The 19984-nt window shown below is 56.4% G+C and carries 25 protein-coding genes; 21 read left to right on the top strand and 4 right to left on the bottom strand.

Features of this window, described 5'->3' with window-relative positions; translation table 11 throughout:
* Positions 1 to 93: 93 nt before the first annotated feature.
* From HMPREF3143_RS26020 to HMPREF3143_RS19180, 16 genes are all read left to right on the top strand, one after another.
* Positions 94 to 267 (top strand): hypothetical protein, encoded by a 174-nt coding sequence (locus HMPREF3143_RS26020; protein ID WP_175441129.1) that lies wholly within the window; start codon positions 94 to 96, stop codon positions 265 to 267.
* 10 nt (positions 268 to 277) lie between these two features.
* Positions 278 to 1207 carry a 1,2-phenylacetyl-CoA epoxidase subunit PaaA gene (gene paaA / locus HMPREF3143_RS19110; RefSeq protein WP_045353897.1) on the top strand — a complete coding sequence of 310 codons (930 nt, stop codon included), beginning with the start codon at positions 278 to 280 and terminating at the stop codon, positions 1205 to 1207.
* Between the two features lie 12 nt (positions 1208 to 1219).
* Entirely contained in the window at positions 1220 to 1507 is a 288-nt protein-coding gene (gene paaB / locus HMPREF3143_RS19115; protein ID WP_008502380.1) for a 1,2-phenylacetyl-CoA epoxidase subunit PaaB, read from the top strand.
* A gap of 8 nt (positions 1508 to 1515) precedes the next feature.
* On the top strand, positions 1516 to 2262 hold the full coding sequence (gene paaC, locus HMPREF3143_RS19120; protein WP_070534094.1) for a 1,2-phenylacetyl-CoA epoxidase subunit PaaC: 747 nt from the start codon (positions 1516 to 1518) through the stop codon (positions 2260 to 2262).
* An 11-nt stretch (positions 2263 to 2273) separates the two neighbouring features.
* Entirely contained in the window at positions 2274 to 2771 is a 498-nt protein-coding gene (paaD, locus tag HMPREF3143_RS19125; protein WP_025911360.1) for a 1,2-phenylacetyl-CoA epoxidase subunit PaaD, read from the top strand.
* Positions 2772 to 2778: 7 nt separating this feature from the next.
* Positions 2779 to 3849, top strand: coding sequence for a 1,2-phenylacetyl-CoA epoxidase subunit PaaE (gene paaE, locus HMPREF3143_RS19130; protein ID WP_070534095.1), 1071 nt, complete (start codon positions 2779 to 2781; stop codon positions 3847 to 3849).
* Complete coding sequence (paaF, locus tag HMPREF3143_RS19135) at positions 3846 to 4613, top strand: 2,3-dehydroadipyl-CoA hydratase PaaF (RefSeq protein WP_070534096.1); 768 nt, start codon at positions 3846 to 3848, stop codon at positions 4611 to 4613. The genes paaE and paaF overlap by 4 nt, the downstream gene beginning before the upstream one ends.
* The gene (gene paaG, locus HMPREF3143_RS19140) at positions 4613 to 5401 is read left to right on the top strand and encodes a 2-(1,2-epoxy-1,2-dihydrophenyl)acetyl-CoA isomerase PaaG (RefSeq protein WP_139145879.1); all 789 of its coding nucleotides are present in this window, start codon (positions 4613 to 4615) and stop codon (positions 5399 to 5401) included. Before paaF ends, paaG begins: the two co-directional genes overlap by 1 nt.
* Position 5402: 1 nt before the next feature.
* On the top strand, positions 5403 to 6827 hold the full coding sequence (paaH, locus tag HMPREF3143_RS19145; RefSeq protein ID WP_070534097.1) for a 3-hydroxyacyl-CoA dehydrogenase PaaH: 1425 nt from the start codon (positions 5403 to 5405) through the stop codon (positions 6825 to 6827).
* On the top strand, positions 6817 to 7239 hold the full coding sequence (gene paaI / locus HMPREF3143_RS19150) for a hydroxyphenylacetyl-CoA thioesterase PaaI (RefSeq protein ID WP_008502373.1): 423 nt from the start codon (positions 6817 to 6819) through the stop codon (positions 7237 to 7239). The genes paaH and paaI overlap by 11 nt, the downstream gene beginning before the upstream one ends.
* Positions 7239 to 8444 (top strand): 3-oxoadipyl-CoA thiolase, encoded by a 1206-nt coding sequence (pcaF, locus tag HMPREF3143_RS19155; protein WP_070534098.1) that lies wholly within the window; start codon positions 7239 to 7241, stop codon positions 8442 to 8444. The genes paaI and pcaF overlap by 1 nt, the downstream gene beginning before the upstream one ends.
* 27 nt (positions 8445 to 8471) lie before the next feature.
* Complete coding sequence (paaK, locus tag HMPREF3143_RS19160; protein ID WP_023327374.1) at positions 8472 to 9788, top strand: phenylacetate--CoA ligase PaaK; 1317 nt, start codon at positions 8472 to 8474, stop codon at positions 9786 to 9788.
* 102 nt (positions 9789 to 9890) lie between these two features.
* A complete protein-coding gene (paaX, locus tag HMPREF3143_RS19165; protein ID WP_028016008.1) occupies positions 9891 to 10826 on the top strand; it encodes a phenylacetic acid degradation operon negative regulatory protein PaaX in 936 nt (311 codons plus the stop codon).
* A 9-nt stretch (positions 10827 to 10835) separates the two neighbouring features.
* Entirely contained in the window at positions 10836 to 11432 is a 597-nt protein-coding gene (paaY, locus tag HMPREF3143_RS19170; RefSeq protein WP_070534099.1) for a phenylacetic acid degradation protein PaaY, read from the top strand.
* 88 nt (positions 11433 to 11520) lie between these two features.
* Positions 11521 to 11871: a nuclear transport factor 2 family protein gene (locus HMPREF3143_RS19175; RefSeq protein ID WP_025911343.1), complete on the top strand. Its 351-nt coding sequence runs from the start codon at positions 11521 to 11523 to the stop codon at positions 11869 to 11871.
* Positions 11872 to 12113: 242 nt separating this feature from the next.
* On the top strand, positions 12114 to 12857 hold the full coding sequence (locus tag HMPREF3143_RS19180; protein ID WP_070534100.1) for an SDR family oxidoreductase: 744 nt from the start codon (positions 12114 to 12116) through the stop codon (positions 12855 to 12857).
* Positions 12858 to 12879: 22 nt separating this feature from the next.
* Here HMPREF3143_RS19180 and HMPREF3143_RS19185 read toward each other — a convergent pair whose 3' ends face one another.
* Entirely contained in the window at positions 12880 to 14115 is a 1236-nt protein-coding gene (locus HMPREF3143_RS19185; RefSeq protein ID WP_070534101.1) for a serine hydrolase domain-containing protein, read from the bottom strand.
* Positions 14116 to 14286: 171 nt separating this feature from the next.
* On the opposite strand from HMPREF3143_RS19185, the gene HMPREF3143_RS19190 reads away from it, so the two are divergent.
* Positions 14287 to 14775 (top strand): DinB family protein, encoded by a 489-nt coding sequence (locus HMPREF3143_RS19190; RefSeq protein WP_023292523.1) that lies wholly within the window; start codon positions 14287 to 14289, stop codon positions 14773 to 14775.
* Between the two features lies 1 nt (position 14776).
* A complete protein-coding gene (locus HMPREF3143_RS19195; RefSeq protein WP_070534102.1) occupies positions 14777 to 15259 on the top strand; it encodes a glutathione peroxidase in 483 nt (160 codons plus the stop codon).
* An 89-nt stretch (positions 15260 to 15348) separates the two neighbouring features.
* Here the strand turns inward: HMPREF3143_RS19195 and HMPREF3143_RS19200 are convergent, their stop codons facing one another.
* Positions 15349 to 16248 (bottom strand): LysR family transcriptional regulator, encoded by a 900-nt coding sequence (locus tag HMPREF3143_RS19200; protein WP_058653788.1) that lies wholly within the window; start codon positions 16246 to 16248, stop codon positions 15349 to 15351.
* A 128-nt stretch (positions 16249 to 16376) separates the two neighbouring features.
* On the opposite strand from HMPREF3143_RS19200, the gene HMPREF3143_RS19205 reads away from it, so the two are divergent.
* Positions 16377 to 16949, top strand: coding sequence for a flavin reductase family protein (locus tag HMPREF3143_RS19205; RefSeq protein ID WP_021241342.1), 573 nt, complete (start codon positions 16377 to 16379; stop codon positions 16947 to 16949).
* A 240-nt stretch (positions 16950 to 17189) separates the two neighbouring features.
* Here the strand turns inward: HMPREF3143_RS19205 and HMPREF3143_RS19210 are convergent, their stop codons facing one another.
* On the bottom strand, positions 17190 to 17651 hold the full coding sequence (locus HMPREF3143_RS19210; RefSeq protein ID WP_008502363.1) for a GNAT family N-acetyltransferase: 462 nt from the start codon (positions 17649 to 17651) through the stop codon (positions 17190 to 17192).
* Positions 17652 to 17714: 63 nt separating this feature from the next.
* A complete protein-coding gene (locus HMPREF3143_RS19215; protein ID WP_023292519.1) occupies positions 17715 to 18317 on the bottom strand; it encodes a helix-turn-helix domain-containing protein in 603 nt (200 codons plus the stop codon).
* 43 nt (positions 18318 to 18360) lie between these two features.
* Here HMPREF3143_RS19215 and HMPREF3143_RS19220 point away from each other — a divergent pair, with 43 nt between their 5' ends.
* Both HMPREF3143_RS19220 and HMPREF3143_RS19225 read left to right on the top strand, forming a co-directional pair.
* Entirely contained in the window at positions 18361 to 19056 is a 696-nt protein-coding gene (locus HMPREF3143_RS19220) for a B3/B4 domain-containing protein (protein WP_039266333.1), read from the top strand.
* 21 nt (positions 19057 to 19077) lie between these two features.
* Complete coding sequence (locus HMPREF3143_RS19225; protein ID WP_070534103.1) at positions 19078 to 19971, top strand: dihydrodipicolinate synthase family protein; 894 nt, start codon at positions 19078 to 19080, stop codon at positions 19969 to 19971.
* The last annotated feature ends 13 nt before the right edge of the window (positions 19972 to 19984 follow it).

Below are 19984 nucleotides of genomic sequence, written 5' to 3' on the forward strand. Positions count from 1 at the left end.
TCCAAGTGTTACGTGGTTTACCCATTAATAGTTTGATCGTGAATCATAAAAATCAAGCCGAGTTTTTAATGAATTGTTAACGATGTGATCTGGATGGATGAATCACAGAATACCAAGGCCCGCTTATCAAGGCTTTCAGCAAAAGCCTTGCGAGCAGCATCACAAAACAAGCAAACAATTCTTGGGGTTATATTTAACCTTTGTGTAACTTTTAAAAAACAAAGTGATTCAGCATTACGCTTTAATTTGCAAACTAACGAATCATAAAGGTGATGACGTGACGCAAGAACAACGGTTTGAGCAGCGCATAGCGCAGGAGACGGCGATTGAGCCTCAGGACTGGATGCCTGACGCCTACCGTAAGACGTTGATCCGCCAGATTGGCCAGCATGCGCACTCCGAAATTGTCGGCATGCTGCCGGAAGGGAACTGGATCGCCCGCGCCCCGACGCTGCGCCGTAAGGCGATCCTGCTGGCGAAGGTGCAGGACGAAGCCGGACACGGGCTTTACCTCTACAGCGCGGCGGAAACGCTGGGCTGCGCGCGGGAAGACATCTACCAGAAGATGCTCGACGGCAAGATGAAATACTCCTCCATCTTCAACTATCCGACCCTGAGCTGGGCCGATATCGGCGTGATCGGCTGGCTGGTGGACGGCGCGGCCATCGTCAATCAGGTGGCGCTGTGCCGAACCTCCTACGGTCCGTATGCCCGCGCGATGGTGAAAATCTGTAAAGAAGAGAGCTTCCACCAGCGTCAGGGCTTTGAAGCCTGCATGGCGCTGGCGCAGGGCAGCGAGGCTCAGCGCCAGATGCTGCAGGACGCCATCAACCGCTTCTGGTGGCCGGCGCTGATGATGTTCGGACCGAACGACGACAATTCGCCGAACAGCGCCCGCAGCCTGGCGTGGAAAATCAAACGTTTCGGCAACGACGAGCTGCGCCAGCGCTTTGTCGACAACACGGTGCCGCAGGTGGAGATGCTGGGCATGACGGTGCCCGATCCCGACCTGCGTTTTGATGAAGAGCGCGGTCATTATCGCTTCGGCGAGATCGACTGGCAGGAGTTTGACGAGGTCATTAACGGGCGCGGCATCTGCAACCACGAACGCCTGGCCGCGAAACGTAAAGCCTGGGAAGAGGGCGCGTGGGTGCGGGAAGCCGCGCTGGCGCACGCCGAAAAACAGCGCGCCCGTCAGGCCGCTTAAGAGGAAATAACCATGAGCAATGTCTACTGGCCGCTGTACGAAGTGTTCGTACGCAGCAAACAGGGGTTGTCCCACCGTCACGTGGGCAGCCTGCATGCCGCCGACGATCGCATGGCGCTGGAAAATGCGCGTGATGCCTATACCCGCCGCAGCGAAGGCTGTTCTATCTGGGTGGTGAAGGCGAGCGAGATTGTCGCCTCCCAGCCGGAAGAGCGCGGCGAGTTCTTCGACCCGGCGGAAAGCAAGGTTTACCGCCACCCGACGTTCTACACGATCCCTGACGGCATCGAGCATATGTGAGGCAAAGAATGAATTCAGTGACTGCCTATGCCCTGCGTCTGGGCGACAACGGTCTGGTGCTTTCTCAGCGTCTCGGCGCCTGGTGCGGACACGCGCCGGAGCTGGAGATCGACCTCGCGCTCGCCAATATCGGTCTCGACCTGCTGGGCCAGGCGCGCAATTTCCTGACCTATGCCGCGGAGCGGGAAGGCCAGGGCGATGAAGACACGCTGGCGTTTGGCCGCGACGAGCGCCAGTTCCGCAATGTGCTGCTGGTGGAGCAGCCGAACGGCAGCTTCGCCGACACCATTGCCCGCCAGTACCTGATGGATGCCTGGAACGTGGCGCTGTATGAACGCCTGACCCAAAGCCGCGACGGCCAGCTTGCCGCCATTGCCGCCAAGGCGATTAAAGAGGCGCGCTACCACCTGCGCTTCAGCCGCGGCTGGCTGGTGCGGCTGGGCGACGGGACAGAAACGTCTGCGCAAAAAATGCAGCAGGCCATCGAGAGCCTGTGGCGTTTTACGGCCGAGCTGTTTGACGCCGATGAGGTCGAGCTTGAGCTGATTGAGTCCGGCGTGGCGGTTGACCCGCGCCTCCTGCGCCAGCCGTGGGAAAGCGAAGTGTATGCCGGTCTGAATGAAGCCTGCCTGCAGGTGCCCGCCGAGGTGGCGTACCGCACCGGGGGCAAGCAGGGGCTGCATACCGAACATCTGGGCCCGATGCTGGCGGAAATGCAGTATCTCCAGCGCGCGTACCCCGGTCAGCAGTGGTAAAGGAGAACGCTATGCAACGCCTCGTCGACATCGCGCCTGCGCAAATTCCGCAGATCTGGGCGCTGTTAAGCCAGATCCCCGATCCGGAAGTGCCGGTGTTAACCATCACCGATTTAGGCATGGTGCGCAGCGTGAAGGCGCAGGGTGAAGGCTGGGTTATCGGCTTCACGCCCACCTACTCGGGTTGCCCGGCGACGGAACACCTGCTGGGGGCGATCCGCGAGGCGATGACCGCGCACGGCTTTACCCCGGTGCACATTGTGCTCCAGCTTGAACCCGCCTGGACCACCGACTGGATGACCCCCGACGCGCGCGAGCGCCTGCGGGCGTACGGCATCAGTCCGCCCGTGGGGCATAGCTGTCACGCGCACGCCCCGGTGGAGGTGAGCTGCCCGCGCTGCGCCAGCACCGACACCTCGCTTATCAGTGAATTTGGCTCGACGGCCTGCAAAGCGCTCTACCGCTGCAATTCCTGCCGTGAGCCCTTCGACTATTTCAAATGTATTTGAGGCTGCCATGACAACGTTTCATTCATTAACAGTGGCAAAAGTGGAACCCGAAACCCGCGACGCGGTGACCATTACCTTTGCGGTGCCGCAGGCCCTGCAGGAGGCCTACCGCTTCCGTCCCGGCCAGCACCTGACGTTAAAAACGACGCTTGGCGGAGACGAGCTGCGCCGCTGCTACTCCATCTGCCGGAGTACCGCTCCGGGCGAAATCAGCGTGGCAGTCAAAGCCATCGACGGCGGGCGCTTCTCCCGCTATGCCCGGGATGAGATCAAAGCGGGCATGGCGCTGGAGGTGATGGTTCCTCAGGGGCAGTTTGGCTACCAGCCCCGGGCCGAACGCGAAGGCCACTACCTGGCGATTGCGGCAGGCTCCGGGATCACCCCGATGCTGGCGATTATCTCCGCGACGCTTGCGACCGAACCCAACAGCCATTTCACCCTGATCTACGGCAACCGCAGCAGCCAGAGCATGATGTTCCGCCAGGCGCTGGCGGACCTGAAGGACAAATACCCGCAGCGGCTGCAGCTGGTCTCCATCTTCAGCCAGGAGCGGCTGGACAGCGATCTGCTCTATGGCCGCATCGACGGGGAAAAACTGCAGGCGCTGGCGAAAACCCTGATCAACTTCCGCCAGTATGACGAGGCGTTTATCTGCGGCCCGTCCGCAATGATGGATGACGCGGAAGCCACGCTGAAGGCGCTGGGGATGCCGGACAAAGCGATTCACCTTGAGCGCTTTAACACCTCCGGAATCACCGTTAAGCGCGCGGCGCACGTGCAGGCAGAAGGCCAGAAAGTGACCGTTCGCCAGGACGGGCGCGACCGTGAAATCACCCTGACGGCGGACGACGAAAGCATTCTGGATGCCGCCCTGCGTCAGGGAGCGGATCTGCCGTATGCCTGCAAGGGCGGCGTCTGCGCCACCTGTAAATGCAAAGTGCTGCGCGGGAAGGTGGACATGGCGACCAACTACAGCCTGGAGCCGGACGAGCTGGCCGCCGGGTATGTGCTGAGCTGCCAGTCGCTGCCGTTAACCGCCGACGTGATCGTCGACTTCGACGCGAAGGGGATGGCATGAGCGAACTGATTGTTACCCGTCATGGCCGCGTGCTGCAGCTGACGCTAAACCGTCCGGCGGCGCGCAACGCCCTCAACAACGCGCTGTTGACCCAGCTTGCGGAACAGCTTGAGGCCGCCGCTGTGGATGCCGACATCGCCGTCTGCGTGATTTACGGCAGCGAGCGCTGCTTTGCCGCCGGGGCCGATCTCAACGAAATGGCGGAGAAAGACCTGCCTGCCACTCTGAACGATATTCGCCCGCAGCTGTGGGCGCGGATCAACGCGTTTCCTAAACCGCTGATCGCCGCCGTAAATGGCTTCGCGCTGGGCGCGGGCTGCGAGCTGGCGCTGCTGTGCGACGTGGTTATCGCTGGCGACAACGCCCGTTTCGGCCTGCCGGAAATCACGCTCGGCATCATGCCCGGCGCGGGCGGCACCCAGCGCCTTATCCGTAGCATCGGGAAATCGCTCGCCAGCAAAATGGTGCTGACCGGCGAGAGCATTACCGCAGAGCAGGCGCTGAACGCCGGGCTGGTGAGCGATGTTTTCCCGGCGGCGCTGACGCTGGAGTATGCCCTGAAGCAGGCGGCCCTGATGGCGCGCCACTCGCCACTGGCGCTGCAGGCGGCGAAGCAGGCGCTGCGCCAGTCCCAGGAGGTGCCGCTCCAGGCCGGTCTGGCCCAGGAGCGCCAGCTGTTTACGCTGCTTTCTGCCACCGAAGACCGCCGGGAAGGCATCGACGCCTTCCTACAAAAACGCACTCCCGACTTTAAAGGACGCTAATTGTGGAATTTATTCTCAGTCATGTAGAACAGGGCGTGATGACCCTTACGCTGAACCGTCCGGAGCGTCTGAACAGCTTTAACGACGTGATGCACCAGCAGCTGGCCGACTGCCTGAAACAGGCCGAGCGCGACGACACCGTTCGCTGCCTGCTGATCACCGGGGCTGGACGCGGCTTCTGTGCCGGTCAGGACCTGAACGACCGCAACGTCGACCCCAACGGCCCTGCGCCGGATCTGGGCATGTCCGTTGAAACCTTCTACAACCCGCTGGTGCGCCGCCTGGCAAAGCTGCCGAAACCGGTCATTTGTGCCGTTAACGGCGTGGCGGCGGGCGCGGGGGCCACGCTGGCGCTCGGGTGCGACATGGTGATTGCGGCCCGTTCCGCCAGCTTTGTGATGGCCTTCAGCAAGCTCGGTCTTGTGCCGGACTGCGGCGGCACCTGGCTGCTGCCGCGCGTGGCCGGACGCGCCCGCGCCATGGGGCTGGCGCTGCTCGGCGACAAGCTCAGCGCTGAACAGGCGCAGGCGTGGGGGATGATCTGGCAGGTGGTGGATGACGAACAGCTCTCCGCTACGGCGCAGCAGATGGCCCTGCATTTTGCGTCGCAGCCGACCTTCGGGCTGGGGCTGATCAAGCAGGCGATCAATGCCGCGGAAACCAACACTCTGGACGCCCAGCTCGATCTCGAGCGCGACTATCAGCGCCTGGCCGGGCGCAGCGATGACTACCGCGAGGGCGTCAGCGCCTTCCTGGCGAAGCGCGCGCCGAACTTTACGGGGAAATAAGATGCTGAATATACGGACTGTCGCCGTGATCGGCAGCGGCACGATGGGCGCAGGGATTGCCGAAGTCGCCGCCAGCCATGGTCATCAGGTGCTGATCTACGACATCTCCAGCGATGCGATATCGCGCGCCATCGACGGGATCCGCCAGCGTCTGGCCTCCCGGGTAACACGCGGAAAACTCTCTGCCGATGCAGGGAGCCAAATCCTTGCCCGGCTGGTTCCCATCACGGATATCGAGGCGCTCTCCGCGGCCGATCTGGTGATTGAAGCGGCATCCGAGCGGCTGGAGGTGAAAAAGGCGCTGTTTGCGCAGCTGGCTGACATCTGCCCGCCGCAGACGGTGCTGACCAGCAATACTTCCTCCATCTCCGTCACGGCGATTGCGGCGGACGTCCACCACCCGGAGCGGGTCGCAGGGCTGCACTTCTTTAACCCGGCGCCGGTGATGAAGCTGGTGGAGGTGGTCAGCGGGCTGGCGACCTCCCCGGAAGTGGCCGACGCGCTGTGCGAGCTGGCGCTGAACTGGGGCAAACAGCCCGTTCGCTGCCAGTCCACGCCGGGGTTCATCGTCAACCGCGTTGCGCGTCCGTTCTATTCCGAGGCCTGGCGCGCGCTGGAAGAACAGGTTGCCCCGCCGGAGGTGATTGACGCCGCCCTGCGCGAAGGCGGCGGTTTTCCGATGGGGCCGCTGGAGCTGACCGACATGATTGGTCAGGACGTGAACTTTGCGGTGACCTGCTCGGTCTTTAACGCCTTCTGGCAGGAGCGTCGTTTTCTGCCTTCGCTGGTGCAGCAGGAGCTGGTGCTGGCGGGAAGGCTGGGCAAAAAGAGCGGGAAGGGCGTTTACGACTGGCAGGGTGAAAAACCCGACGTGCAGTGGGTTGCGTCAGTGAACGACACCTATAGCCCGATGCGCGTGGAAAAAAGACGTGACGGTGTCACAGAAATTGATGATGTGTACCTGATTGAAACGCAGGGGGAGACCGCGCAGGCGCTGGCGCTGCGGCTCAACGGCCCGGTGGTGGTGGTCGACCGCATTGAGCGCGACGTGGCGGTCATTGCCGCCGCGGCCAGCAACCCGCATACCGCGACGCAAAAAGCCATCCGCTACCTGCAGCAGCAGGGGCTCCGGGTAGTGCAAATTGCCGATTATCCCGGCCTGCTGATCTGGCGGACGCTGGCGATGATTGCCAACGAGGCGCTGGATGCCCTGCAAAAAGGGGTCGCCAGCGAGAAGGACATCGACACGGCCATGCGCCTGGGCGTGAACTACCCGAGCGGGCCGATCGCCTGGGGCGAGCGCCTGGGCTGGCAGCGCCTGCTGACGCTGCTGGAGAACCTGCAGCGTCATTACGGCGAAGAGCGCTATCGCCCCTGTTCCCTGCTGCGCCAGCGCGCGCTTCTGGAGAGTAGCTATGAGTCATAACGCCTGGCATAACGCCCGCACCATGTACGAACGGGACGCCTGCGCGCAGGCGATGGGGATGGACATTGTCGAGATGGACGAGGGCTACGCGGTGGTAACCATGACCATCACCCCGCAGATGCTGAACGGCCACAAAACCTGCCACGGCGGACAGCTGTTTTCGCTGGCAGACACCGCTTTTGCCTACGCCTGCAACAGCCAGGGGCTGGCGGCGGTAGCCTCCGGCTGCTCGATTGACTTTCTGCGTCCGGGCTTCGCCGGGGACACGCTCACCGCCACCGCGCGGGTGAAGCATCAGGGAAAGCTGACCGGCGTATACGACATTGAAATCCAGAACCAACAACAAAAAACCGTCGCCCTTTTTCGCGGAAAATCTCACCGCATTGGCGGCAGCGTGACAGGAGAGGCCTGATGCGTGACGCATTTATTTGTGATGGCGTTCGAACCCCGGTGGGCCGCTACGGCGGCGCGCTTTCCGCCGTTCGAACTGACGATCTCGGCGCCGTGCCGCTGCGCGCGCTGCTGGCCCGCTACCCGCAGCTCGACCTGGAGCGGATTGACGACGTGATTTTCGGCTGCGCGAACCAGGCGGGGGAAGATAACCGCAACGTGGCGCGCATGTCATTGCTGCTGGCCGGTGTGCCGCAGACGGTCTCCGGCACGACGATCAACCGCCTGTGCGGGTCGGGGCTGGACGCGATTGGTTTTGCCGCGCGCGCCATTAAGGCGGGCGACGGCGACCTGCTGATTGCGGGCGGGGTGGAGTCGATGTCCCGCGCGCCGTTTGTGATGGGCAAAGCCACCGCGGCGTTTCAGCGACAGGCGGAGTTCTTTGATACCACCATCGGCTGGCGATTTGTGAATCCGCTCATGCATCAGCAATTCGGAACTGACAGTATGCCGGAAACGGCAGAGAATGTAGCTGAATTGTTAAATATCAGCCGTGCCGATCAGGACGCGTTCGCGCTGCGCAGCCAGCAGCGTACCGCGCAGGCGCAGCAGAACGGCATTCTGGCGCAGGAGATTGTCCCGGTGCCGGTGCCGGGCAAAAAAGGGACGGTTACGGCGTTCAGCGTGGATGAACATCCGCGCGCCAACACCACGCTCGAGCAGCTTGCCGGTCTGAAAACGCCGTTCCGTAAGAACGGGGTGGTCACGGCGGGCAATGCCTCCGGCGTCAACGACGGCGCGGCGGCGCTGATCGTCGCCAGCGAGAAGATGGCGCTGGCGCAGGGGGTAGTCCCGCGCACGCGGATCGTGGCGATGGCGACGGCGGGCGTGGAGCCACGTCTGATGGGGCTCGGCCCGGTGCCGGCCACCCGCAGGGTGCTGGAGCGCGCCGGACTCAGTATTCACGATATGGACGTCATTGAGCTTAACGAAGCTTTCGCCGCGCAGGCGCTGGGCGTGCTGCGTCAGCTGGGCCTGCCGGATGATGCCGCGCACGTCAACCCGAACGGTGGCGCGATTGCGCTGGGCCACCCGCTGGGCATGAGCGGCGCCAGGCTAGCGCTGGCCGCGAGTAACGAACTGCACCGACGCGGCGGGCGCTACGCGCTGTGTACGATGTGCATCGGTGTGGGTCAGGGCATTGCCATGATCCTTGAGCGTGTTTGAGCATAAAAACAATGTGAGTACCCTACAATGACAAATACAACAAAGCTTGACCCGATCGAAACCGCGTCCCTTGACGAGTTACAGGCGCTACAAACCGCGCGTCTGAAGTGGACGCTGCATCACGCCTATAACAACGTGCCGATGTACAAACGCAAGTTTGATGCCGCGGGCGTTCATCCTGACGATTTCAACGAGCTGGCGGATATCCGTAAGTTCCCGTGCACCACCAAGCAGGACCTGCGGGATAACTACCCGTTCGATACCTTCGCCGTGCCGATGGAGCAGGTGGTGCGCATTCACGCGTCATCCGGCACCACCGGCAAGCCGACCGTTGTCGGATACACGCAGGGCGACATTGACAACTGGGCCAATCTGGTGGCGCGCTCCCTGCGCGCCGCGGGCGGCAGCGCGAAGGACAAAATTCACGTGGCGTATGGCTACGGCCTGTTTACCGGCGGGCTGGGGGCGCACTACGGGGCCGAGCGCTTAGGCGCGACGGTGATCCCGATGTCCGGCGGCCAGACGGAGAAACAGGCGCAGCTGATCCGCGATTTCCAGCCGGACATGATCATGGTGACGCCATCCTACTGTCTCAACCTGATAGAGGAGCTGGAGCGCCAGATGGGCGGCGATGCCAGCGGCTGTTCCCTGCGCGTGGGCGTCTTCGGCGCCGAACCGTGGACGCAGGCCATGCGCCGCGAAATTGAAAAACGCTTAGGCATTACGGCCCTGGACATCTATGGCCTCTCCGAAGTGATGGGGCCGGGCGTGGCGATGGAGTGTATCGAAACCGTCGACGGCCCGACCATCTGGGAAGATCATTTCTACCCGGAGATCGTTAACCCGAACGACGGCACGCCGCTGGATGACGGCCAGCAGGGCGAACTGCTGTTCACCACGCTGACCAAAGAGGCGCTGCCGGTGATCCGCTATCGCACCCGCGACCTGACGCGCCTGCTCCCGGCCACCGCGCGCAGCATGCGCCGTATGGACCGCATCAGCGGCCGCAGTGACGATATGCTGATCATTCGCGGCGTTAACGTCTTCCCGTCGCAGCTGGAAGAGGAGATTGTGAAGTTCGAACATCTCTCTCCGCACTACCAGCTTGAGGTGAACCGTCGCGGACATCTTGATTCACTTTCCGTGAAGGTGGAGCTGAAAGAGAGCAGCCTGACGCTGACGCACGAGCAGCGTTGCCAGGTATGCCACCAGCTGCGCCACCGCATTAAATCGATGGTGGGGATTTCCACCGACGTGACGATCGTGAACTGCGGCAGCATCCCGCGCTCGGAAGGGAAAGCCTGCCGGGTGTTTGACCTGCGTAAAGTTGCGGCCAACGGCTAAGTTTCCTCTCACCCCGGCCCTCTCCCAAAGGGAGGGGGTTAGGGTGACGGGCTATCCCAGAATCCTATGCTATGATTCATCCAGGACTAAAATAACAACAGAATGAATCACATGAATAAACTCGACGCCTTTATCCAGCACGCGGTCAGCTCCGTTCCCGTCAGCGGGACCTCGCTTATCTCCTCGTTATACGGTGACGCGCTTTCCCATCGCGGCGGTGAGATTTGGCTCGGCAGCCTGGCAGCCTTACTGGAAGGCATGGGGTTTGGCGAACGGTTCGTGCGTACCGCGCTGTTTCGCCTCAACAAAGAGGGCTGGCTGGACGTCTCGCGCATCGGGCGACGCAGCTTTTACCGCCTGAGCGATAAGGGGCTGCGCCTGACGCGTCGCGCGGAGAATAAGATCTACCGCGCGGAACTGCCCGCCTGGGACGGCAAATGGTTACTGCTGCTCTCCGAGGGGCTGGATAAAACCACCCTGGCCGACGTTAAAAAGCAGCTGATCTGGCAGGGGTTTGGCACGCTGGCGCCGAGCCTGATGGCCTCGCCGTCACAGCATCTGGCGGACGTGCAGTCCCTGCTTCACGATGCCGGCGTGGCCGAAAACGTGATTTTCTTTGAAGCCCACTCGCCGCTGGCGCTCTCACGCGCCGCGCTGCGTTCACGCGTAGAAGAGTGCTGGCAGCTAACCGAGCAAAACGCGATGTACGAGTCGTTTATCAGCTCATTCCGGCCGCTGCTGCCGCTGCTGAAAGAGGCCGCGCCAGAGGAGCTGACGCCGGAACGCTGCTTCCAGATCCAGCTGCTGCTGATTCACTTTTATCGTCGCGTGGTGCTGAAGGACCCGCTGCTGCCGGAAGAGTTACTGCCTGCGCACTGGGCGGGACAAAGCGCCCGACAGCTCTGCATAAATATCTATCAGCGTGTCGCGCCGGGAGCGCTGGCGTTTGTCAGCGAGAAGGGCGAAACCTCTGTCGGCGAACTGCCCGTGCCCGGCACGCTCTACTATCAACGCTTTGGTGGTCTTACAAGCGCATAAGGAGGGAAGATGCCTGTTTATCAAATTGACGGCCTGACGCCGGTCGTGCCTGACGAGAGCTATGTTCACCCAACGGCGGTGCTCATTGGCGACGTGATTCTGGGCAAAGGCGTTTATGTCGGTCCCAATGCCAGCCTGCGCGGTGATTTTGGCCGTATCGTGGTGAAAGACGGGGCGAACATTCAGGATAACTGCGTGATGCACGGCTTCCCGAAGCAGGACACCGTGGTGGAAGAGGACGGGCACATCGGCCACAGCGCCATTCTTCACGGCTGCGTGATCCGCCGCAATGCGCTGGTGGGCATGAACGCGGTGGTGATGGACGGGGCGGTCATTGGTGAAAACAGCATCGTCGGCGCGGCGGCGTTCGTGAAGGCCAAAGCGGAGATGCCTGCCAACCATTTGATCATCGGCAGCCCGGCCAAAGCGATCCGTGAGCTGAGCGAGCAGGAGCTGGCCTGGAAGCAGCAGGGCACGCGGGAATACCAGGTACTGGTGGAGCGCTGCAAGCTCACTATGCACCAGGTCGAGCCGCTGCGCGAGGTTGAGCCTGAACGGAAACGGCTGACGTTTGACGAGAATTTGCGGCCGAAGTCGGCGGTGTAAGGGGAGATCCGCTTCGTGCTGGAGCGGACGTTGCCTTAGAGCGATTATCGTTTTAAAAAAACTGACAAAATGTAAAAGGACAATCACTATGCTCCTGGAGAAGCTTATTGGACTTGAATGTTCTCTACATGGCGAGATGCGAAAAGACAGGGAATGGCTCGAACAGATACTTCATAAAGAATTCAGAGAAATAACGCGTACAGGTGTGTTAGTCACTCGTACTGAGACAATAGAATGCCTTTCTGATGAAGTAAACGCGCCGACTATTCTCAGCAGCGATTTTCAACTCATTAGCGTAAGCGATAATATCGCAATATTATATTACAGGACGTTTAATCAGGATGGCAGTCGTGCTTCTCTTCGTTCTTCATGTTGGGAGCGTTTTGATAATGACCAGTGGAAGCTGGTGTTTCATCAGGGGACACCCGAATCGCAATAGAGTTAGATGTAAATAAGCTCATCGTTCATTCTTTTGCATTGCATAGCGCAATATACCTATCGACTTAGTTTTTTTGGTGAAATGTAAGCCTTAAAAACTCGTATTATATATTTTTAATGGTGAAGTACAATGCAGTCGCTGTTTTAGCCAGCTGTAAATGGCACTAACGGGAAGATGTTCCCCCGCCTCACCATGCTATAAATCCTCCGACACAGACTCATCACGATAAAGGACGCAGAGTTATGCTGAGAGGAAAACGCGCTGTTATCACGGGTGGCGGTGGGGGATTTGGTCAGGCGCTTTGCGTCTGGCTGGCGCGAGAGGGCGTTGACGTTGATTTTAGCGCCCGTCGGGTCGAGGATATTGAAAAAACCTGCGCCCTCATCGCGGCTGAAGGGGGTGTGGCAAGAGGGTATCTCTGCGATTTAGCCCAGCCGGAATCCATTTCTCAGTTCTCTTCACAGGTCTTACGTTCAGAAAAGCCAATCGATATTTTAATACTGAATGCTGCTCAGTGGCTGTCAGGGACGATATACGAACAATCGAGCACAGAAATCGTCAGTACCGTCAGTTCAGGCCTGACTGGTTCAATCCTGCTCACCCAGGCGCTGCTTCCAGGATTGCGACGCTCAGAGAGCGCTGACATCATTGCGATTATTTCCGCATGCGGTATTCCGAATTTTACAGATTCCATTGCCCATCCCGCTTTTTTTGCCAGCAAACACGGGCTCAGCGGCTTTACAACGAAACTGTCAGAACACTTATCCAAAGAAAATATTCGGGTAACCGGGTTATATCCGCCTGATTTTGAACTGACCGGTTTAGATGCGCATGTCGATAATCAAACAAGAATGGGGCAGCGTCTGATGAATGGATGGTCAATCTGGGAAACGATGCGTTTTGTACTGACTCAGCCTCGAAGTTGCCATATTAGTACCATCTACTTTCAGGGGCCGACTCGTGAAGATCTGGCACATCAGGCCTGAATCTGACGGCGGGCGTTCACCGTTATTGCTGATAAACGCGCTCAGGCATCCTATTATTCGCAAAACGGTTGCCAGAGGTAATAAGGCCGTCTTTTTTCGCCATATCCATCAAAAGCGCGATGCCAATGTAATTACTCCAGTTAAAGGTATTTTGCAGCACTACCACCGCATTGCCTCTTTCTTTGTCATAACCGAAAAAGCTGGAGTAGCCGCCGATATAGCCGACCTGATAGGTGATTTTCTCCAGACCGATAAAGTCGGTGGTCCAGGCAATACCCTGTACTCCGTCAGGTCGTTGAATGTCGGTATCCCTGACTTCGGCAAAGACGCTGTCCAGTAAGCGATTGTGAGTCGTCGATACGTGATAGCGCGCATAGGCCGCCAGATCTTCAGCGTTGCTGTATAAGCTCGCTGCCGCCACCATATTATTGGAAAAATGCCAGTCCGGTGTTAGCTGCCCGCGCGGGATAAATTTCGGCTGATCGCCCGCGTGGCCAAGCGCACGCTGGGGATACCCTTTTAGCTGCCGGGGCGTAAAGCTGCTGTTAGCCATTTGCAGCGGACGGAAAATATAGCGCGAGGCTAAACTCTGGATATCTTCGCCGGTTTTGTGCTTCAGGATGTAGCCGATCAGGGCGTAGCCGGTATTGGAGTATTGCGGCACTTTATTCTTTGGCGCTCGCCAGTCGGCGAGGTAGAGCAGCACGTTATCGCTATCCAGCTCACCGTAGAAATTATCGCCGGTGCTTAAGTAGCTGATGAATTTCCCAAGCATCGGAACATCCATATTCTGACGCGGCAGGCCGGAGGTGTGGGTTACCAGTTCAAGTAGGGTGATTTTTTGTGCATCCGCGCTAAGCGCCGTCTCCGGCGGAAGCAATGTCGCCAGGCTATCGTTCCAGTTCAGTTGCCCTTCATTCACCAGACAAGCCACTACTTCTGCCGTTATCCCTTTGCTGATCGAGCCGAGCGCAAACAGGGTGTCGGGCCTGACAGGATAGCGATTGACCGCATCGGTTACGCCCCAGGTGTAAAACTGCGGTGAGCCGTGATTATGGATCACCGCGACCGTCATCCCGGGAACGGATTTTTGCGCCATGTAGTGACGCACCACGCTGTCAACGTCGCCATCCAGCGAATCATGAGTGAGAAGTTCCTGAGTACCTTCCGGGGAGGACATTTGCGAGAGCGTGCCACAACCGCTGAGGAGTGGCAGAGTAAGCAGAAGCCAGTTAATTTTTTTTGTTATGTTCTGCATACCTGATAGCGAGTGTGGTGGTCATTGACGCGCCAGGAATGTATCACAAATAGCCTGCCGTGAGGGAATTTTTCGGGTAGCAGAATCACCTCTGTGTGTTGCCGGAAGTGGAAGTGATACCGGCCTGACAAAGTTGTTGATATGATAATTTTTTGTTAATCCGGAGGGGCGATGGACACAGGCACGATTGTCACGTTATTCAAATTCAAACGCTGGGCAGATACGGAAACCTTACAAGCAATACAGAGGGTCGATACTTCCGCAAATGCTGAAAAGCACCATCTGATGCTCAGACTTATGAACCATGTTTATGTCGTGGATATGATTTTCAGGGCAAATATTACTGGTCAAACGCATCAATACACCGCGTTGAATACGCCGGAAACGCCGTCTGCAGATGAGCTTCTGAAAAAGATGACTGAATGCACTGACTGGTATATTACGCACGCAGGCTCAATGGACGTGCCCGGACTTTCTGAAATCATCAAATTCCGTTTTGTCGATGGCGGATATGGCGAAATGAAAGCGGCGGATATGCTCAACCATGTACTGTTTCACGGTACCTATCATCGCGGCGCTGTGGGATGGATGCTTTCAGAAACGGGTGTAACCCCTCCAAAGGATGTGCTAACCGTTTTTCTAAGAGATCATAATCACTAATATGACCCATTTTCATGAACTTAGCGCCACCCGTCTGGATGGGCAGCTTATCTCTATGGCCGACTATGCGGGTAAGGTGATTCTGGTTGTTAATACGGCCAGCCAGTGCGGCTTTACGCCCCAGTATGCGGGTCTTGAAGCACTGTACAAAAAATACGCCGATCAAGGGCTGGTGGTGCTTGGCTTCCCCTGCAACCAGTTCGGTAAGCAGGAACCCGGCGGTGCCGACGACATCTCAAAGACCTGTTACATTAACTACGGCGTCAGCTTTCCCATGTTCGAGAAAGTCGAGGTCAACGGTGCCGCAGCACATGCGATTTTTCGTTATCTGAAAGACGAATTGCCCGGCGTGCTGGGTGGGCGGATCAAGTGGAACTTTACCAAGTTCCTTGTCGGGCGTGACGGTAAACCCTTCAAGCGCTTTGCACCGATGACTACGCCCGAGAAAATGGAGGGGGCAATTGTTGCGGCACTGGGAAGGTGAGTGTTTTTGTCGCCAGAGCCATCTGTTTGTCGGGGATAGCCGATATTCTGATGTCCGCTCTGTGCCAGATGCGGACGTCGAGGAGAATGTTATTTTGATGCGAAATATTTGCGTAATATTTTTTCTAATAACGAGAAAACGACCGTCACCCTTTTGGGAGTAATCAGCTGGTAAGGCCGATATAAATAAAATTGCCATTTCTCCTGTCGCAGTTCTGGCAATGGGGGAACAAGTTGGCCGCTTGCTAAGTACTCCCTACAGATAAAGTCGCTGGACTGTACAACCGTTCTCCCGGCCAATGCAGCCTGAATTTCGGCATATGGATCTGTAGTATAAAACTCAATATGACGAGGGACAAAAGTATTTACTGCGTCACTCATAAACTCAAATGATTTTCCCGTCTCAGGATTAATTAAACCACTAAATGGATAACGCTGTCGAAGATCTTCTAAATCAGTAGGTGCTCCCAGGCGCTCAATAAGTTCAGGGGATGCAACCAAAATATGTTCAACTTGTCCGATATTTTTAATGATAAAGTTTGGATTAGGTTCTCGTCCTACGCGTATACCTATATCGATACGATGCTCAATAGTATCAAGTTTCATCATATCTAAACGCCAGTCGATAAATAACTCAGGATAGGGACGTAGTGCAGTCAATAGTTCATACAAGATTTGTTCATGATTTGGAAATCGAAGTAATGTGATACGAACAATACCCTTCATTTCATTATCATCTTTCGCTGTCTGAAAAAGTTTTTCAGAATCTTCAAGCAGTCGCTTCGCTTGGGGTAAAAATAGTTCGCCGAAACTGGTGAGAAAGATCGAACGCGTATTGCGTTTGAATAAAGGCTCACCAAGTTGTTTCTCCAGCTCAGCGACTGTTCGGGTTACTACTGATGGTGAAACCGACAGCTTGATGGCTGCTTCGCGGAAGTTCAAGGTCTCAGAGGCGATGATAAAAAATTTTAGAGCGTCAAGTTTGTCCATGATTATTGTGAAATCTGCAATAATGTATTTTGATAATAGCAATTAATTTGCAACTATTCCAGCCATATAATCGAACAATCAAATAAGTAACCTGTCTTACTTTTTATCAGAACTCAAAAGAGTAAACTATGTCAATTCAACCAGTAGAGTTAAACAAAGCCTATCGTTTATTACAGGTGGGGCCAACGACGATGATATCGGCTAAAAATGATGGCATTGAAAATGTCATGGCAGCGGCTTGGGTGGGATTAGTAGGCAATAACAAAGTGATGGCTTTTATAGGTCCACAGGCATTTACTCGCGGGCTTGTAGAAAAAAGCGGATATTACGTTGTACAGATCCCAGTAGTAAATCAGATGGAAATGGTTTTATATGCTGGAGGTCACAGTTATTCCGACACACCCGATAAAAATAGTAAAATCCCACTATTTTATCAGAAAGAGTTTGATCTGCCTTTAGTGGAAGGTTGCGCTGGCTGGTTAGTATGTAAGGTCATACCCAATGAAGAAAATGAAAAGCAGCACAACTTGTTCATGGGGGAAATTGTCGGAGCATGGAGTGATGACCGCGTTTTCAAAAATGGGCACTGGATTTTTGATGATGCACCAGATGAATTACGTACTGTCCATTACGTAGCTGGCGGACAGTTTTACGCCATTGGCAAAGGGACAAAATTTAATTATGGTCCGGGAAAAGACTAATCCTTACTTCTGTATAAATGTAGCCATATAACATGGCTACATAGAGGTAGTAGCATAAAAGAACAACCTACTTAAGATGTTTGCTTCTCACTCACAGCGGACCTTTAGCTCAGTTAGCATATCCGCTCAGTGCCAGAAGCGGATGTCGTAAGATTCGTTCGGCTAAAAGAGCAAATTCTTCTGCATCAGAGTGACAGGCCCTGCGGATTCACATTTATCATTACTCTCTGAAAAGTACTTTTATTTTTGCCCGGGGTTACGATAAATATCGGGTCGATTGATTTGCCAGACAAAATCTGGTCGGTTCAATGGGTTATACCCCAGCTTCTGGTATAACCATGGCGCGCTGTCGGTTACCAGCATTATCCGTCGCAGACGTGACAACAATGGATGGGCATGACAGCATTCAATCAGCCAACGTCCAAGACCACTTTTCTGATAATCGTTCAGCACGTAGACGTCACACAAATAACCAAAAGTGGCATAGTCTGTGACCAGACGGGCGAAGCCGATTTGTCTTGTTCCATCCAGGAGCGCGAAACAAAGGCTGTTCTGGATTGATATCCTGACCGTTTCAGCATCAATACCAGGAGCCCAGGACGATTGCGAGAGGTAATCGTGAATGGCTTCCAGCTGAAAAAAGCTGGGATCGGTTGTGACAATAAATTTGTCTTTGGTAAAACGCAGATGCTGATTATTCACCGAACTCCTCCTTTTGGGCTACTTGTTATGAGGCACAGGGCTGTCCTCTATGCCGGGGAATGCTCAGGATGCTTTTTCATGTACTGTCATGATAAATACCAGCGGGTTCTCCCCCTGGTTTTCATAGAAATGAGGAACGTCCGTTCTGGCGGTTGCCGAACAGCCAGTATTTACCCGATACACGTGTTCCTGTACGCCGAGTGTGAGCGTGCCCGACTGCACATAAAACAGTTCAAGCGTACCTTCCGTGTGGCCGGGGGACGCAAACTTTTCCCCCGGCTGCATTTCCCACATCCAGAGCTCGGTCATATCAGGGCCACCTGACCCTGCGAGCAATCTTGCTCTCCCGCCTTTTTCACCTTCCCACAATTCTGGGATCTCATCTTCAGCAATGAGATGCACGGTCGGTTTTGAACTGACATCCACAAAATCAGCCACCGAAACCCCCATTGCGGCAGCCAGGCGGCATAACAGGGCAATGCTGGGATTCGCCCGGCATCCCTCTATCTCAACCAGCGCTCCCTTGCTGACGCCTGCCCGACGGGAGAGTTCATCGAGGGATATCTTCTTATGCTTACGATAGAGTTTAATTCGCTGAGATACGGCTTCATTCACAGTGTTGACGATAGCGTTTGCATCGGTCATTAAATTGACTTTTTTGGTCATTGGTCATTATCATGGGATAAAATGGTCATTACAGGATTATCACGTGCTAACAGTATCTCCGTCAATTACCCCTGAAATTTATCGTATTGCTCCCGGTTTTCGTGCACTGAGCATTTGCGTAAAAGCTGCGCCAGTGCTTAATCCCGACGCTGGAGAAACGGCGCTGCGTGAAGCCTGTGAAGCCGTTCTGGCCGGTGAACCAGATTGGGCGGACTCTCATCTGGCGGCATGGGCCGACGTTTTTCAAAAGTTTGGTGCTAAACCTAAACGCACCCCTTGCTCAGCAGATGCGTTACGCAAGCGCGTGTTACGTGACGGAACGATGCCAGCGCTCGATCCTATCGTTGATCTTTATAATGCCGTTAGTCTCCGCTATGCCGTTCCGGTTGGTGGAGAGAATCTCTCTGCCTATCAGGGGGCGCCGCGTCTGACTGTGGCAAAAGGAACAGAGCCTTTTGATACCGTCAAAGAGGGAGAGGCCACCGTTGAGTATCCTTCACAAGGCGAGGTTATCTGGTGTGATGATATCGGCGTGACCTGCCGTCGCTGGAACTGGCGACAGGGGATCAGAACCCGCTTAGGCGTGGAGGCTCAGCAAATGTGGTTCATTCTGGAGAGTCTCCCGCAGATGCCGCTGGATAGACTTCACGAAGCCGGGAAGATGCTGACCGACGGCCTGGAAAAAATGATGCCCGGTCTGTGGTTTGAAGTTGCTCTCATCGAAGAACAACAGCTGTAATACCCTTCAGGAGATAGAGTTATGTTTACCGGTTTGTCGGCGTTTCCATTAACCCCAGTCACTGCCCGCGGCGTGGATGAAAAGGGTTTTAGCCATATTCTTTCCCGTCTTACAGACGCTCGGGTTGATTCTATGGGCATCCTGGGGTCAACCGGAAGCTACGCCTATCTGACCCGGGAGCAGCGCAAGCGCATAGCAACGTTGGCTAAACAGCATGCAGGGAACATCCCCGTTATGGTGTGTGTGGGAGCGGTTAGTACCGATGCCATTCTGCATCTGGCAGAGGATGCACAGGCAGCTGGTGCGAATGCGCTGTTACTCCCGGCGGTCAGCTACCAGCCACTCCGTGACGAAGAAGTCTTTTCACTCTTTGAGACCGTTACCCGGCACGTGTCTGTACCGGTGTGTATCTATGATAATCCGGGCACTACGCATTTTACCTTTACGGATGAACTTCACGGTCGTCTCTCCTCACTTGAGGGGGTTCACTCGGTCAAGATCCCTGGCGTCCCGGATAGCCCCGCTGCAGCGATTGAACGGGTGAATGCGTTACGTCAACATTTGCGCCCTGGCGTAACAATCGGTATTAGTGGCGACGCTTATGCGGGGCTGGGATTAAACGCCGGTTGTGAAGTCTGGTATTCCGTGTGTGGCGGTCTGTTCCCTGAGATGGCGAAACAAATCACCGAAGCTGCGGCGGCAAACGATCGTCAACGCGTTACAGCCCTGACAACCCGCCTTGAGCCGTTGTGGTCGCTCTTCCGGAAACATGGCGGAAGTATTCGCGTTATTGCCGCTGCGGCTGGCGTGCTTGGGCTTACCGACATGGATTGCCTGCCTCGCCCTCTGCAACCGTTGTCAGCTGGCGATATCGCGGATATTGCCCATGTAATAAGCACGCTGGAGCTGAAGTGATCTCCGCAGGACT

Origin of the sequence: Enterobacter sp. HMSC16D10 (genome assembly GCF_001807145.1) — a bacterium.
Taxonomy (GTDB): domain Bacteria; phylum Pseudomonadota; class Gammaproteobacteria; order Enterobacterales; family Enterobacteriaceae; genus Enterobacter; species Enterobacter roggenkampii.